Annotated in this window: 17 protein-coding genes; 6 read left to right on the top strand and 11 right to left on the bottom strand. The window is 66.2% G+C overall.

Annotated features, from left to right (window positions below):
• Positions 1-4: 4 nt before the first annotated feature.
• The 5 genes from BMZ69_RS25575 to pcaD are packed head-to-tail and all read right to left on the bottom strand — an operon-like array spanning position 5 to position 3,357.
• On the bottom strand, positions 5-841 hold the full coding sequence (locus tag BMZ69_RS25575) for a 3-oxoadipate:acetyl-CoA acetyltransferase (RefSeq protein ID WP_092162209.1): 837 nt from the start codon (positions 839-841) through the stop codon (positions 5-7).
• Between the two features lie 3 nt (positions 842-844).
• A complete protein-coding gene (gene pcaG, locus BMZ69_RS25570) occupies positions 845-1,456 on the bottom strand; it encodes a protocatechuate 3,4-dioxygenase subunit alpha (RefSeq protein ID WP_092162208.1) in 612 nt (203 codons plus the stop codon).
• Between the two features lie 2 nt (positions 1,457-1,458).
• Entirely contained in the window at positions 1,459-2,181 is a 723-nt protein-coding gene (gene pcaH, locus BMZ69_RS25565; protein WP_092162206.1) for a protocatechuate 3,4-dioxygenase subunit beta, read from the bottom strand.
• A gap of 11 nt (positions 2,182-2,192) precedes the next feature.
• Positions 2,193-2,585, bottom strand: coding sequence for a 4-carboxymuconolactone decarboxylase (pcaC, locus tag BMZ69_RS25560; protein ID WP_210188088.1), 393 nt, complete (start codon positions 2,583-2,585; stop codon positions 2,193-2,195).
• Positions 2,572-3,357, bottom strand: coding sequence for a 3-oxoadipate enol-lactonase (gene pcaD / locus BMZ69_RS25555; protein ID WP_092162202.1), 786 nt, complete (start codon positions 3,355-3,357; stop codon positions 2,572-2,574). The genes pcaC and pcaD overlap by 14 nt, the downstream gene beginning before the upstream one ends.
• An 83-nt stretch (positions 3,358-3,440) precedes the next feature.
• On the opposite strand from pcaD, the gene BMZ69_RS25550 reads away from it, so the two are divergent.
• The 4 genes from BMZ69_RS25550 to BMZ69_RS25535 all read left to right on the top strand — a co-directional run bounded on the left by BMZ69_RS25550 (position 3,441) and on the right by BMZ69_RS25535 (position 7,801).
• On the top strand, positions 3,441-4,343 hold the full coding sequence (locus tag BMZ69_RS25550; RefSeq protein WP_092162200.1) for a LysR substrate-binding domain-containing protein: 903 nt from the start codon (positions 3,441-3,443) through the stop codon (positions 4,341-4,343).
• Positions 4,344-4,569: 226 nt separating this feature from the next.
• Positions 4,570-5,721, top strand: coding sequence for a Gfo/Idh/MocA family protein (locus BMZ69_RS25545; protein ID WP_092162186.1), 1,152 nt, complete (start codon positions 4,570-4,572; stop codon positions 5,719-5,721).
• Positions 5,722-5,743: 22 nt separating this feature from the next.
• Positions 5,744-6,931 (top strand): dihydrodipicolinate synthase family protein, encoded by a 1,188-nt coding sequence (locus BMZ69_RS25540; protein WP_092162183.1) that lies wholly within the window; start codon positions 5,744-5,746, stop codon positions 6,929-6,931.
• 3 nt (positions 6,932-6,934) lie between these two features.
• Entirely contained in the window at positions 6,935-7,801 is an 867-nt protein-coding gene (locus BMZ69_RS25535; protein WP_092162181.1) for a sugar phosphate isomerase/epimerase family protein, read from the top strand.
• Between the two features lie 19 nt (positions 7,802-7,820).
• Here BMZ69_RS25535 and BMZ69_RS25530 read toward each other — a convergent pair whose 3' ends face one another.
• From BMZ69_RS25530 to BMZ69_RS25510, 6 genes are all read right to left on the bottom strand, one after another.
• Positions 7,821-8,480 carry a TetR/AcrR family transcriptional regulator gene (locus tag BMZ69_RS25530; protein ID WP_139219197.1) on the bottom strand — a complete coding sequence of 220 codons (660 nt, stop codon included), beginning with the start codon at positions 8,478-8,480 and terminating at the stop codon, positions 7,821-7,823.
• A 103-nt stretch (positions 8,481-8,583) separates the two neighbouring features.
• Complete coding sequence (locus BMZ69_RS25525) at positions 8,584-9,567, bottom strand: Bug family tripartite tricarboxylate transporter substrate binding protein (RefSeq protein WP_092162172.1); 984 nt, start codon at positions 9,565-9,567, stop codon at positions 8,584-8,586.
• Positions 9,568-9,984: 417 nt separating this feature from the next.
• Complete coding sequence (locus BMZ69_RS25520) at positions 9,985-10,296, bottom strand: ABC transporter permease (protein ID WP_280142132.1); 312 nt, start codon at positions 10,294-10,296, stop codon at positions 9,985-9,987.
• An 82-nt stretch (positions 10,297-10,378) separates the two neighbouring features.
• Entirely contained in the window at positions 10,379-10,543 is a 165-nt protein-coding gene (locus BMZ69_RS31745; RefSeq protein ID WP_175506969.1) for a hypothetical protein, read from the bottom strand.
• 45 nt (positions 10,544-10,588) lie between these two features.
• On the bottom strand, positions 10,589-11,287 hold the full coding sequence (locus BMZ69_RS25515; protein ID WP_244543540.1) for an ABC transporter ATP-binding protein: 699 nt from the start codon (positions 11,285-11,287) through the stop codon (positions 10,589-10,591).
• A 305-nt stretch (positions 11,288-11,592) separates the two neighbouring features.
• Positions 11,593-13,152, bottom strand: a complete 1,560-nt coding sequence (locus tag BMZ69_RS25510) for an ABC transporter substrate-binding protein (protein ID WP_175506968.1) — start codon at positions 13,150-13,152, stop codon at positions 11,593-11,595.
• Positions 13,153-13,385: 233 nt separating this feature from the next.
• Here BMZ69_RS25510 and BMZ69_RS25505 point away from each other — a divergent pair, with 233 nt between their 5' ends.
• Positions 13,386-14,123, top strand: a complete 738-nt coding sequence (locus BMZ69_RS25505; protein WP_092162167.1) for a FadR/GntR family transcriptional regulator — start codon at positions 13,386-13,388, stop codon at positions 14,121-14,123.
• Positions 14,124-14,135: 12 nt separating this feature from the next.
• The gene (locus BMZ69_RS25500; protein ID WP_244543539.1) at positions 14,136-15,077 is read left to right on the top strand and encodes an ABC transporter permease; all 942 of its coding nucleotides are present in this window, start codon (positions 14,136-14,138) and stop codon (positions 15,075-15,077) included.
• Positions 15,078-15,079: the final 2 nt, after the last annotated feature.

The following is a 15,079-nucleotide window of genomic DNA, read 5'->3' as shown; positions in this document are numbered from 1 at the left end:
AGTCTCAGGCCTTCAGCGGGATGCCGAGGATTTCCCGGGCTTGCTGCCAGGTCGCGACCGGGCGGCCATAGGTCCGGCAGAGATCAGCGGCTCGCTCGACCAGCGCGGCGTTCGAGGGCGCGAGCCGTTCACGGTCCAGCCTCACATTGTCCTCCAGGCCGGTGCGGGCATGGCCGCCCGCGGCGATCGCCCATTCGTTCAGCACGATCTGGTTCGAGCCGATGCCGGCGGCGCACCAGGGCACATTCTCGCCGAACAGCCGCTTCACGGTGTGGATGTAATAGTCGAACACGTCGCGATCGACCGGCATCGCGTTCTTCACGCCCATGACGAACTGGACGTAAGGGCGCTCGACGATCTGGCCGCGCTTCCACATCTCGTGCGCCTTGAGGATGTGCGAGAGGTCGAAGGCCTCGATCTCCGGCTTGACGCCGTGGGCCGCCATTTCGGCGGCGAGCCAGTCGACCAGATCCGGCGCGTTCTCGTAGACCCGGGTCGGGAAGTTGTTCGAGCCGACCGCCAGCGACGCCATGTCCGGCCTTAGCGAGAGCATCGCGCCGCGCGCCTGCCCCGCGCCCGAGCGGCCGCCGGTCGAGAGCTGGACGATCATGCCGCGGCAGTGCTTTTCCAGGCCTTCCTTGAGGCGGCCATAGCGCTCGGGGTCCGAGCTCGGCTTGCCCTCGTCGTCGCGGACATGGCAGTGCGCGATGCTGGCGCCGGCCTCGAAGGCCTCATGCGTGCTCTCGATCTGTTCGGCGATGGTGATCGGAACCGCCGGGTTGTTCGCCTTCGTCGGGAGCGAGCCGGTGATGGCGACACAGATGATGCAGGGTTGCGACATCGCTCAGACATCCATGAAGACGGTCTCGCCTTCGCCCTGGAGGCGAATGTCGAAACGATAGGTTCCAGGGGCGGTGCGGCGGGCGATCAGGGTCTGGCGGCGGCTCTCCTGCTCGACCAAGTTCAGCACAGGGTCGGCAGCGTTGTCCTCGTCCTCGAAATACATCCGCGTGTTGAGGCCGATATTGATGCCGCGCGAGACCAGCCAGAGGTTGATGTGCGGCGCCATGATGCGCTTGTTGCGCCCGGGCACGGGCCCCGGCTTGATCGTCTCGAAGCTCCAGAGGCCGCTGTCGAAATCAGTGATGATGCGGCCCCAGCCGCGAAAACCCGGCGCGACCTCGCCATGGCGCGGATCCTCGGGGTGGGGGTAGATGCCGTTGGCGTCGGCCTGCCAGGCTTCCAGCAGGATGTCCTTCACCGGCGCGCCGGTGCCGTCATAGACGAGGCCCTCGATGCGGATGCGCTCGCCGGGCACGTCCGGGCCGGCGATCTCCCAGCCGAGCTCGCGGCGATAGATGTCGAAGCCGGCCGCGCCCGGCGCCAGGCCGATATGGACATAGGGGCCGGCGGTCTGGGAGGCGGTTTCCTTCAGATAGGGCAGAGGCTGGACCATGATCAGTTGCCCTCCAGGCGGTTCTCGAACAGGGTCGAGCGGCGGCCGCGCAGCACGATGTCGAATTTATAGGCCAGGCAATCCAGGGGGATGGCCGCGTTGGTGTCGAGCGGCGCGATCAGCTGTTCGATCGCGTGCGGATCCGGGATCGTTGCGATGATCGGGCATTTTGCGATCAGTGGGTCGCCCTCGAAATACATCTGGGTGATCAGGCGCTGGACGAAGGCGGTGCCGAAGACCGAGACATGGATATGGGCCGGGCGCCAGCTGTTGACCCAGTTGCGCCAGGGATAGGCGCCGGGCTTGATCGTGCGGAAGAAATAATAGCCGTTCTCGTCCGTCAGGGTCCGCCCGCAGCCGCCGAAATTCGGATCGATCGGCGCGAGATAGCTGTCTTTCCGGTGGCGGTAGCGTCCGCCGGCATTGGCCTGCCAGATCTCGACCAGCGTGTTCGGCACCGGGCGGCCGTTCTCGTCGAGGACGCGGCCATGCACGATGATGCGCTCGCCGATCGGGTCGCCAGATTGGGCGTAGTTCTTGATCAGGTCGTTGTCGATCGGGTCGATGTCGCTGTGGCCGAAGGTCGGGCCGGTGATCTCCGACATCGAGCTCTGGAGGGAGAGCATCGCCAGGCGCGGGCTGCGCCCGACCGAGGTCTTGTAGTTCGGCGTCAGCGCCGGCGGCTGCCAGAGACGGTCGCGCTGGTAGAACTCGGCGGGTTTCATGGCTTCCTCCTTCAGGCCTGTTCTTCCTGGGCCATGGCGGCGAAGATGTCCTTCGCGATCTTGATGGCGTGATTGGCGCGCGGGACACCAGCGTAGATCGCGACGTGGAGGAGGGCCTCCATCACGTCGTCCTGGCTGGCCCCGGTGTTGCGCGTGGCGCGCAGGTGCAGAGCGAGCTCCTCGTAATTGCCGAGCCCGGCCAGCAGCGCGATCGTCATCATCGAGCGCTCGCGGGTCGGCAGCGTGTTCCTGGCCCAGACATGGCCCCAGGCGGCGTCGGTGATCAGCGCCTGGAACGGGGCGTCGAAAGCGGACTTGTTGGCTTCGGCGCGGTTCACATGGGCCTCGCCGAGGACGCGGCGGCGGATCGACATGCCCTTTTCGGCGAGCTCAGTCATGCGCATGGGCCCTCAGGAACGGGGAGAGGATGGCGGCATAGGCCGCGGGATTCTCGACGCAGGGCAGGTGCCCCGTGCCGGGAATGATGTGGAAGGCGGCGCCGGGGATCAGCGCGGCCGTCGCCTCGACCAGCTCGGCCGGGGAGGCGCCGTCGGTATCGCCGGCGATCGCCAGGGCCGGCAGGCGCAGCGCTGCGGTGGCGGCGGTCTGGTCGGCCTTCGACAGCGCCCTGCAGGCGGCGATGTAGCCGGCCGCCGGGGTCCTGGTCAGCATGTTGCGCCAGAGCGCCAGCTCGGGTTTCGCGCGGAAGGCCGGGGCGAACCAGCGCTCCATGACGGCGTCGGCGATATGGTCCAGTCCATGGCCGGCGATCGCGTCGATGCGGGCCTGCCAGCTTTCGACCGTGCCGAGGCGGGCAGCGGTGTTCGAGAGCACGACCGCGCGCACGAGGTCGGGACGCCGGCTCGCCACGGTCTGGGCGATCAGGCCGCCGATCGAGAGGCCGACGAAGACGACCGGCCTGTCGGCGAGCGCCTCGATCAATGCGATGGCGTCGTCGGCGTGATCGGAGATGTCGGTGCCGCCCCCCAGCGTCGAGAGGCCGTGGCCCTGCTTGTCGTAGCGGATGTAGCGCAGAGTGTCGGGAAGGAGCGGCAGGACCGGGTCCCAGAGCCGCAGATCGGTGCCGAGCGAGTTGGCGAAGATCACCGTCGGCGCATCGGAGCGACCATCGACGCGACAATGGAGGGCTCCATAGGGACGGGTCAGGGCTTGCACGATCTTTCCTCCTGCTCATAACCTATCAGCACGAATTCGCGGCGAACAATGCAAAGACTGCTTGGAGTCATAATCAAGTGATTATGCATCCTGCCATCAAGCTGCGACATATCCGGGCCTTCCTGGACATCGCAGTCGAGGGCAGCCTGTCATCGGTCGCGCGTCGCCAGGGCATCACCCAGCCGGCCCTGAGCCGTACCCTTGCGGAGCTGGAGACCTTGCTGGCGACGCCATTGTTCCGACGCGAGAAGCGGCGTCTGGTGCTGACCGAGCAGGGCGCCCTGTTCCGCCGCCATGCCAGTGTGGGATTGCAGGCCTTCGAAGCCGGCGCTGCGGCAATGCATCCGGGCGCGCCGGGCAGCACGATCCGCGTCGGGGTCCTGCCCACGGCGGCGACGCGCCTGTTTCCACGGGTGGCGCTGCGCTTCCGCGAGATTGCGCCCGAAACCGTGCTGGCGATCGAGACCGGGCCGCATTCCTATCTCGTCGGGCTGCTGCGCGAGGGAGCGATCGACCTGATGCTCGGCCGCATGCCGGTGGCCAGCGAGATGGCCGGCCTGGTCTTCACGCATCTCTATGAGGAAGAGATCGCGCTGGTCGCCCGCCATGATCATCCGCTGCGCGGCGAGCCGGTGGCGCAATTGCTGGCGCGCGTGCCGGTGCTGCTGCCGCCGGCCACGGCGATCATCCGCCGGGCGGTCGACGACTATCTGCTGACGTTCAATCTCGCCGGCCTACAGCCCGCCTTCGAGACGGTGGCCCTGCCCGTCGGGCGCGCGATACTGCTCGGCTCGGATGCCGTCTGGTTCATTTCGCGCGGTGTCGTGGCGGACGACCTGGATCGCAATGATCTCTGCGAGATCTCAACCGGCGCCCGTTTCCTGTCGGGCGCGGTCGGCCTCACCCGCTGTCAGGGCGGGCCGGCGGTGCCCGGCCTCGATCTGCTGGAGAGGCTGACCAAGGAGAACGCCGACCGGCAAGGGTAGAGCCTTCCCGGCAGCCATGTGCGGCAGCGTCGCCGGATGGCCAGCGGCTCTGGTCGCGCGCACCAGCATCTCGGCAACACGATGATCTACGGTCTCGGCTGCCGGGCAGCGGGCTGAGTACGCGGGTTTGACAGCTCTTTCCCGCTCTTATAAGTAACTAACCACTGAGTTATAAAATGGCGTGCCGGCAGCGATCGGCATCGCGCAAAGCCAGGGAGGATAACTCGTGCCAGTCCAGACACTCGGCGTCGTCATGAATGGCGTGACCGGCCGCATGGGGATGAACCAGCACCTGATCCGCTCGGTGGTCGCGATCCGTGCTCAGGGCGGCGTTCCGCTCTCGGACGGCTCGCGCGTCCAGCTCGACCCGATCCTGATCGGGCGCAACGCCGAGAAGGTCGAGGGGCTCGCCAAGGCGTATGGCATCGAGCGCTGGAGCACCGATCTCGACGCGGCGATCGCCGATCCGCGCAACCAGATCTTCTTCGACGCGGCAACCACCCAGATGCGGCCGACCCTGCTGCAGAAGGCGGTCGCGGCCGGCAAGCACATCTATTGCGAAAAGCCGATCGCGACCAATCTCGAGGAGGCGCTGAGCATCTGCCGCTTCGCCAAGGAGAAGGGCGTCAAGACCGGCACCGTGCAGGACAAGCTTTTCTTGCCCGGTCTGATGAAGCTGCGCTCACTGCGCGATTCCGGCTTCTTCGGCCGGATGCTCTCGGTGCGCGGGGAGTTCGGCTATTGGGTGTTCGAAGGTGACTGGCAGGCGGCGCAGCGGCCGTCCTGGAACTACCGCGCCGAGGATGGCGGCGGCATGATCCTCGATATGGTCTGCCACTGGCGCTACGTACTGGACAATCTGTTCGGCGAGGTCGAGGCCGTGAGCTGCCTGGGCAGCACAGGCATTCCGGAGCGCGTCGACGAGAGCGGCAAGCGCTACAAGGCCACCACCGACGACACCGCCTATGCCACGTTCCAGCTGGCTGGTGGCGTGATCGCGCAGATCAATATGAGCTGGGTGACGCGCGTCTATCGCGACGACCTCGTCACCTTCCAGGTCGATGGCACCCTCGGCTCGGCCGTGGCTGGCCTGCACGATTGCGTTATCCAGCCGCGCAACGCCACCCCGCGCCCGGTCTGGAACCCCGACCAGCGGCAGAGCATCGACTTCCGCGACACCTGGATGACGATGCCGGACAACGCGACCTACGACAACGGCTTCAAGACGCAATGGGAGATGTTCATCCGCCATGTGGTCGAGGGCCTGCCCTATTCGCATACGCTGATCGAGGGCGCGAAAGGCGTGCAGCTCGTCGAATGCGCGTTGCAGAGCTGGAAGGAACGTCGCTGGGTCGACGTGCCGAAGCTCACGCTCTGAGAGGACGGGATCGGAACACGCCATGCAGGACACGCGCCGCCTCGCCGCTGCGGTCACGCTCCCGAAGCCTGATCGCTCCACCGAACTCTATCGGCTCGGCGAGCCGATGCGGCAGGCGCCCCGTTCGGGCAAGCCATTCAACCGGCTGGCGCTCGCCGCCGCCCATGTCGTCGCCGATCCCTGGGCCGCGAGCGACCCCTGGCTCAAGGCCGCGCCGGATTGGGAGCGGACACTGGCCTATCGCGAGCATCTCTGGGATCTCGGCCTCGGCCTGGCCGAGGCGATGGACACCGCCCAGCGCGGCATGGGGCTCGACTGGCCGCTGGCCTTGGAGCTGATCAAGCGCTCGACGGCTCTTGCTCGGACCAAGCCTGGAGCCGTCATCTTCTCGGGGGCCGGCACCGATCATCTCGACCCGGCCGAGGCACGCTCGATCGACGACGTGGTCAGGGCTTACGAGACGCAATTCGAGGCGATCGAAGGCGCCGGCGGCCGGATCATCTTCATGGCATCGCGCGCGCTCGCCCGCGTCGCCAGGAGCCCCGACGACTATGTCAGGGTCTATGATCGCATCCTGTCGCAGGCGAAGGAGCCGGTGATCATCCACTGGCTCGGCGACATGTTCGACCCGGCGCTGGTTGGCTACTGGGGCACGCGTGATCTCGATGCCGCGATGGATGTCGCCGTCGGCGTCATCAATGCCAATGCGGCCAAGGTCGACGGCGTCAAGATCTCCCTGCTCGACAAGGAGAAGGAGATCGCCATGCGACGCCGGCTCGACGAGTCGGTGCTGATGTATACCGGCGACGATTTCAACTATGCCGAGCTGATCGCCGGGGACGAGCAAGGCCATTCGCATGCGCTGCTCGGCATCTTCGATGCGATTGCTCCCGCCGCCGCCGCGGCCCTGGCGGCGTTGGCCGACGACGACCTGCCGGGATTCCATGCAGCCTTCGGGCCGACGGTGCCGCTCTCGCGCCATATCTTCCAGGCGCCGACGCGGTTCTACAAGACCGGCATCGTTTTCGTCGCCTATCTGAACGGTCATCAGGATCATTTCACCATGCTCGGCGGCCAGGAGAGCACCCGCTCGATGTTGCATCTGGCCGAGCTGTTCCGCCTCGCCGACAAGGCCGGGCTGTTCCACGATCCGCACCAGGCGGCAGCCCGCATGGCGCGCGTCATGGCGATCTACGGCATCGGAGCCTGAGCCATGCGCGACTTCTCGCGTGACCACGCCTGGCTGTCGATCAACACGGCGACGATCCGCAAGCAGGGCGATCTGCTGCAGATCTCCGAGGCCTGCGCCAGGCACGGGATCCGCGCGATTTCGCCCTGGCGCGACCAGGTCGCTGCCGTCGGGCTGGAAGCGACCAAGGCCGCGGTCCGGCGGCATGGCTTCAAGCTCTCAGGCTATTGCCGCGGCGGCATGTTCCCGGCCGACGCGTCGAGGCGGCAGGAGGCGCGTGACGACAACCGCCGTGCCGTCGACGAGGCGGCTGCGCTCGAGGCGGCCTGCCTCGTCCTCGTCGTCGGCGGGCTGCCGCAGTATTCGCGGCCGGGCTCGGCGGTTTCGCTGGACATTGCGCTTGCCCGCAGCCAGGTCGAGGACGGTATCGGCGAGCTGCTGGACTATGCCAAATCGGTCGGGATGCCGCTCGCCATCGAGCCGTTGCATCCGATGTATGCGGCCGACCGCGCTTGCGTGAACACGCTCGGCCAGGCGCTCGACATCTGCGATCGGCTCGACCCGGCCAGAACAGGGGCGCTCGGCGTCGCCCTCGACGTCTACCATGTCTGGTGGGACCCGGAGCTCTATGCCGGCATCAGGCGCGCCGGCCTTGCCCGTCTGCTCGCCTTCCATATCTGCGACTGGCTGGTGCCGACGCGCGATCTCCTGCTCGATCGCGGCATGATGGGCGACGGCGTCATCGAGATCAGCAGGATCCGCCAGGCCGTCGAGGCCGAAGGCTTCGCCGGCTTCTCGGAGGTCGAAATCTTCTCCGAGACGGATTGGTGGACGCGGCCGATGGACGAGGTGCTGACGACCTGCATCGCGCGGCACAGCTCGGTCGTCTGAGTCGATACTGCAGCGGCATTCAGCCCGCGTGCGGCCGCACCGCGTTCAGCACGAAATCGACGACATGCGCGCGCCTGGCCGCCAGAACCTCCGGCTCGTCGAATTTGGTCTCGAGGATGACGGACAGCGTGTAGATGTTGGAGAAGAAGAAATAGCAGGTCCCGATCATCGTGATCCAGAGCTGCAGCGGATCCAGCCCCGGGCGAATGGAGCCCGCGGCTTCGCCGCGCGCGATGATCCGGCCGACCGCCTGGATGATCGGCGAATTGAAGCTGCTGACCTGCGCCGACTTCTTCAGGACCTTGGCCTTCTGCAGGTTCTCCGTCGCCAGCAGGTTGATGAAGGTCCGGTCCCGCACGAAGGAATCGAAGTTGAACTCGACGAAGCGCTGCAGTGCCTCCAGCGGCTCCAGGCTGTCGAGCTCGAGCTTTTGCTCGGCGACACGAGCCCTGCGATAGGCCTCTTCGAGCACAGCCAGGTAAAGCAGCTCCTTCGACGAGAAATAGTGGTAGATCATCCGCTTGTTGATCGCCGCTTTCGCCGCGATCTCGTCGGTGCCGGCTCCCTCGTAACCCTTGCTGGCGAATTCGCGAGCGGCGACGCGCATGATGCGGGCGCGTGTCGCTGCGCTGTCGCGGCGACGGACAGGCTTCTCCGAAACCTCTCCGGCCGCCGTCACGCCATCTGCATCCTTCTTTTGCACGTCGTCACAATCGCCTGGGTTGGATTTCCTCTCCTAGGCCATGTGACAAGAAAGCGGGGCCCGGACAAGCCGGAACGCGTCATTCGATCGTGACATTGGCCGAGCGGATGACCTCGCCCCATTTCGTGACATCGGCGGCATGGACCTGGTGCAGCGCCTGCGGCGAGCGCTGGTTCTCCGGCGGCGGCTCGGCGCCCAGCTGCAGGAATTTCTCGCGCGAGGCGGGATCGGTGATGGCCTTGACCAGGGCGGCGTTGAGCTTCTCGATGATCTCGGGCGGCGTCCCTTTCGGAGCGAACAGCGCGTTCCACACGACCATGTCGATCCCGCTCATACCCGCCTCGGTGGCCGTGGGTACGTCGGGCAGCACCGGGGAGCGGGTCGGAGCCAGCACGGCGAGTGGCCTGACGGCGTTGGCCTTGACCTGCGACATCAGGCTCGTCACCTGGTCGCAGAGATAGCCGACCTGGCCCGAGACGACATCCTGCAAGGCAGGCCCGGTGCCGCGATAGGGCACGAGGGTGACCGACGCGCCGGCGCGGTTGTTGAGCAGCAGGCAGGCGAGGTGCGACGTCGAGCCGACGCCGGCATTGCCATTGGTCAATTTGGCCGGGTTCGCCTTCAAATAGGCCGCGAACTCTGCGAGCCTGGTCGCCGGCACCGCCGTGTTGGACACGAGCATGATCGGCGCGGAGGCCGCGATGCCGATCGGCTCGAAATCCGTCAGCGGATTGAAGGTCAGCTTCGGATAGAGCGCCGGCGAAAAGCTCATCGTGCTCATCGGCCCGACCAGAATGGTGTGACCGTCCGGGGCCGCCTTGGCGACGCGGGCCGCTCCGGTCGTTCCGGCGGCGCCCGCGGTGTTCTCGATCACGATCTGCTGGCCCAGCGTGCGCGACATGTGGTCCGCCACGATGCGGCCGACGATGTCGGTCGGTCCGCCTGCGGCGAAGGGCACGACCATGGTGATGTAGCGGTTTGGATAAGTCTGCTGCGCATGTGCCTGGTGGCTGGCGAGCGCAAGCAATGCAGCGGCTAAGAGCGCTGCCTTCCATGGGGACATGGCTTCCTCCTCCGGTTGGTGTGTTCTTTTCCGGAAGGCTAGCGCGCGCTCCCAATCGCGTCAATTAAGTATCTAACCGGTGAGATACAAAACTGCGCGCGACGCGACGCACGCCATTGATGGACGGCGTCCTCGTCAAATCACGCAGGAAAGGGAGTCTAGGCGCGATCAGGCCGTGAGATCGGCGTCTGCGAACTGCGCGCCGCGCTGAGCGCCAGTCGATCATCTTGGGGGGCGTTTGAACTGGTCCTCCGATCGACTTCGCCCACTGGCAGGCGACGGACCCTACTCCCCCTGCGGCGGCGTGGATGAGCACCAGTTGGCCGCTTGCGCAGAGAAGGTAATAGCCCAGGCCCCGCTCCGCGGCGACGAATTCGGCAACCACCGCCACGACGACAGCCAGACTCATGCCGATCTTCAGGCCCGCGAAATATTGGGCAGGGCCGTCGGGAGCCTTAGCTTGAAGCAGGTGTCCAGAGGACCGGCGCCCATCGAGTGGAACAGCTTCATGCTGTCGCGCCCGGCGGCGTCCAAGCCCACCATCGTCGACAAGGTGATCGAAAAAAGCGCGATCTGGAACGCGATCAGGACCTTGGCTTCGAGGCCCGTCCCGAACCAGATGATCAGCACCGGGGCGATCGCAACTTTCGGAATCATCTGGGACGACACCAGGAGCGGATAAACCGTCTGCCGGGCGATCGTGCTGAACGAAACCAGGACGCCGAGCAGGACACCGATCAGGCCCGCGCAACCGAAACCCAGCAGGATTTCGACGAGAACCGGAATCGTGAAGTGAGGTACATCGCCCGCTTTACGACGATGTGGAGAAGATGTCGCTCGGCGACGGGAGGATCAGATTTGGAACGCTGAACAGATCGACCGAAACCTGCCAGATCACCAAGCACAGCACGGTCGACGTCAGCGGCAGCAGGATTCCGCGCAGCCGACCGGCGAAGTGCCTCGCGAGACGTGTCATCGTCGGGCCTTCGGGTGAGGTCTGTGTCGTGGCTGTCATGAGTGGTTAAGTGCCGTGTTTCATGAGCAGGTCGCGGATCCGGCCTGTATAACTCGAATACTCTGACGATGTTCGTGACTGCAGGGTCCGCGGCCGAGGGATATCGATGTCGATGATTTCGGCGATATGGCCCGGGCGAGCCGTCATAACCATGACGCGGTCGCCGATGAAGACTGCTTCATCCATGCTGTGCGTGATGAAAACGACCGTTCTGGCGTCAGCTTTCACGATATGCTGGAAGTCCAGCGCCAGCTGATCACGCGTGATCGCGTCCAGCGCCGCGAAGGGCTCGTCCATCAGCAGCAGTTTCGGCTCACGGAGCAGGGGCCGGCATATCGCAACGCGCCGGCGCATGCCGCCGGAGAGCTCGTGCGGATAGTGGTTCTCGAAGCCTTTGAGGCCGACAAGCGCCAGCAGGTCGCGGGCCCGGTCGGTATAGGCTTTTCGCGGCAGCCCGCGCACTTCCGCTTGCAGGAGGACGTTGTTCAGTGCCGTGCGCCAGGGCAGCAGCAGATCCTTCTGGAAGACGATCCCCAGATCGTCATAGGGATCGTGCAAGGTCTGCCCATTGATCTGGATCGAAGGGTCTATTCGGTCCGATGCGACATACGGACTGTCGGCTCTGGAACAGATATCCACTGCGACAGAAACGCCCCGCATTTGTCGGACGGCGCCAACTCCGATGTCGGGCAAGATCGGCTGCACGGCGCAGACACCGAGCGAGTGGCTGAAGACGGCTTAAGGTCGGCAGCGGCCGCAAGCCCGGCCTGACGACAAATAGGGCGGCCAAGCTCAAGGCTCTCGAACGCGAGAGCTACGGCAGGCGAACGAGATCCTGCGCAAGGCAGCGGCGCATCTTGTCCGGGCCCTTTCGGCGAATGCATGCATTCGCCTGTCGGGTAAGAGGAACTCGACCGCCGACACCGGTCATGATCGATCCTAGACGACCACCAGTGCCGCGATCACCGCCGAGGGTGCCACGCCGAGAGGGCGAGGATGTCCGGGCTGCATCAGGCCTTGGCGAGCCAGGCTTCGGCGAGCTGCCAGGCGCCGCCGGAATCGAGCACGATGTTCTGCAGCTCCTTGCGCGCGACATGGCGCGCCTCGCGGAAGAACAGCCAGGAATAGTAGTCGTTCCTGTTGAGCGCGGTCTGGAGCTCCTTGTAGATCGCCTTGCGCTTGGCCTGCTCGGTCTCCTCGCGGCCCTGGTCGACCAGGCGGAAGACCTCCTCGTCCTTGATCCCGGACCAGTTCTGCGCCGCCGCACGCCCGAAGAACGGGCCGAAGACATGGTCCGGGTCGGCGCGCGGAACATTGACGCGGCCCATCGCCAGCTCGTGCTGCAGGCCGAGCACCTTGGGCACCCAGGCCTGCCGCTCCAGGATCTCGATCTCCATGTTGATCTTGAACGGCTTGAGCTGGGCCTGGACGATCTGAGCGACCTGCGTATCGGGATCGCGCTGGATGATCGAGAGCTTGCAGGTGAAGCCGTTGGGCTGGCCGCCCTGCTTGAGCAAGGCCTGGACCTTGGCGGGGTCGAGCTTCGGCTGCGGCACGCCGGCGTCATAGGACCAGTCGCTCGGCGGCACCCAGGTCGGCGTCACTGCGCCGAAGCCGCGGGTGATGCCCTTCATCAGGACGTTGCGGTCGATGCCGTGATTGACGGCGGCGCGCAGGTGGGGATTGGCGAAGATCCCCTTGGAGACGTTGAAGGTCAGCCATTGCGCGATGCCGGGCGGCACCGCGACCAGCCTCAGCGCCGGGTTCTTCTCGACCTCCTCGAAGTCGCGCGGCGTGACGCCGTCGACGAGATGCACCCCGCCCGACTTGACCTCGACCATCTTGACTGCCGTGGTCGGGATGATCCGCAGCGTCACGGCATCGGCATAGGGCAGCCTCTTGCCGTCGGCGCCGTCGCGCCAATAGCGCTCGTTGCGGGTGAAGCGGATCTGGCTGCCGCCGACCCATTCCGCGAACTTGTAGGGCCCGGTCCCCACAGGCTGGCGCCCGAAATCCTGGCCGAGTTTCTTCAACGCTGCCGGCGAGCACATCATGCCGGCCTCCACCGCGAGCGAGGCCAGCGCCGCGCCGGAGGGCTGTTTCAGGCTGATCTTGACGGCCATCGGCCCGGCCACCTCGGCACCGGCGATATCGGCGAGATCGGGACTGCGCGGCGCGGTCGAGTTCGGCGCCACGACGCGCGCGATGTTGAACACCGCCGCCTCGGCGTCGAAGGGCTCGCCGTCATGGAAGACGACGCCCTCGCGCAGCTTGAAGACGATGGATTTCTTGTCTTCCGACCATTGCCAGCTCGTCGCCAGCGAGGGTTTGAGATTGCCCTGTACGTCGAACTTCAGCAGCCCCTCGAACATCTGGATCAGGGCGTAGCGATCCGAGGTCGGCGCATCGCCCATGATCGGATCGAGGCTCTTCGGCTGCAGATCCATCGAGGCGACGATGGTGCCGCCGCGAAGCGGAGCCCCCTGCGCGAAGGCCAGGCCGGGCAATCCAGCGATGAGGCCCGCGCCCGAGGCGCCGAGCAAGAGACCGCGACGTGAAATCAGGGTCATTGGCGTGATCTCCTCCCAGGGCGCTCTTGGTCCGGCGCCGGCGGAGCATTCACCTATCAGATATGTTATAAGATACGCAACCCGGTTTTGCATGACCCGCCGAGCTACCTTGGCATGAGCAGCACAAGCCGGCCTGCGACGCGCAGCCACGATGCTGGCCAAGCTGCAAACACCGCCCGAACGCTTGGAAAGCTCTGTTGACGGCGCCGGCGGTCAAAGCTATCTGATATGTTATGAGTGAAATCGCCGCCATCCAACCCGACAAGCAGCGCCTGACCGAGGCGGTGACGCAGTTCGTGATCGACCGTGTCGCCGAGCGCGTCTATCGTCCGGGAGACCAGCTGCCGTCGGAATCCGACCTCGCCAAGCGGCTCAACGTCTCGAAGCCGGTGGTACGCGAGGCGCTCGGGCGCCTCTCGGCGCTCGGCATCGTCCAGATCCAGCAGGGCAAGCCGACCACGGTGAAAGGGCTCTCGGTTGCTCCGCTCGACCAGTTCCTGCGCCTCGCCGTCCGCGTCACCGATAATGGCCTGCGCGAGGCCGTCGAGCTCAGACGCGCCATCGAGGTCGAGGTCGCGGCGCTGGCCGCCGAGCGCGCCACGCCGCTCCAGCTCGAACCGGTCGAGGTTGCGCTGGAGAAGATGCGCGCCAACATCGACGGCGATTTCGAGCGCTGGCTGCAGGGCGACCTCGCCTTCCATGTCGCGCTGGCGCGCTGCTCGGGCAATGCGCTGCTGGAGCATCTGGTCAGCGCGCTCGTCGACACCATCAAGTTCACCCAGCGCGCGCTCGGCCTGCAGCGCGATCTGCGCGATCCCACCGCGACGGTCGCCCGGCACCAGGCCATCGTCGATGCGATCAAGGCCCGCGATCCCGCGGCGGCGCGCCTCGCCATGACCACCCATTTCGCGGTGTCCGACGCCGTCATCGCCGAGATCGCCCGCGACCACCGCCGGCTCGATCGCTACTGAGGGATCGCGACCGTGCTGCCCTATCTGGCCAAGAAGCTTGCGCAGATGCTGCCGGTGGCCTTCTTCGTCACGATCATCGTCTTCGCGCTCACCAACCTGCTGCCGGGCGACCCGACCGTCACCATCCTCGGCGAGCAGGCGAGCCCCGAGCAGCGCGCCGCGGTGCGCGTCGAATACGGTCTCGATCAGCCGGCCCCTGTCCGGTACGTCACCTGGCTCGCGCGCGTCGCCCAGGGCGATTTCGGCCGCTCCTTGCGCACGCGGGAGGATGTCGGCGAGATGCTGGCGGCGCGGATCCCGGTGACGCTCGAGCTCGGCTTCCTCTCGATCCTCATCGCCGTCGCGATCGGCATGTCCGCCGGCATCCTGGCCGCGCGCTTCCGCGGCAGCCTGATCGACGTGGCCGCGAGCCTCATCGCCATGTCCTCGGTCGCAGTGCCCTATTTCTGGATGGGCGTGCTGCTGATCATGCTGTTCTCGCTCAAGCTCGGCTGGCTGCCGCCCTCCGGCCATGTCCGCTTCCTCGACGATCCCGGCGGCAACCTCAGGCTGATGGTGATGCCGGCGCTGACGATCGGCACGGCCTTCGCCGCGCTCGTCATGCGCCAGACCCGCGCCTCGATGCTGCAGGTGCTGTCGATGGACTATATCCGCACCGCCAGGGCCAAGGGCCTGAGCGAGCGCCTCGTCCTCATCCGGCATGCGCTGCGCAATGCGCTGATCCCGATCGTCACCGTCATCGGCCTGCAGATCGGCGCGCTGCTCGGCGGCGCGGTCGTGACCGAGACGGTCTTCGCCCTGCCTGGCCTCGGCCGCATGCTGGTCGACGGCATCTTCCAGCGCGACTTCCCGGTCATCCAGGGCGCGATCCTGTTCATCGTCATCGCCGTCTTCGCTGTGAACCTCCTGACCGACCTGCTCTACCGGGCCTTCGACCCGCGCGTGAAGGCGTGAGG

Source organism: Allobosea sp. CRIB-10 (assembly GCF_900112185.1).
Lineage (GTDB): Bacteria > Pseudomonadota > Alphaproteobacteria > Rhizobiales > Beijerinckiaceae > Allobosea.
This window is presented reverse-complemented; position numbering and strand designations above follow the sequence as displayed.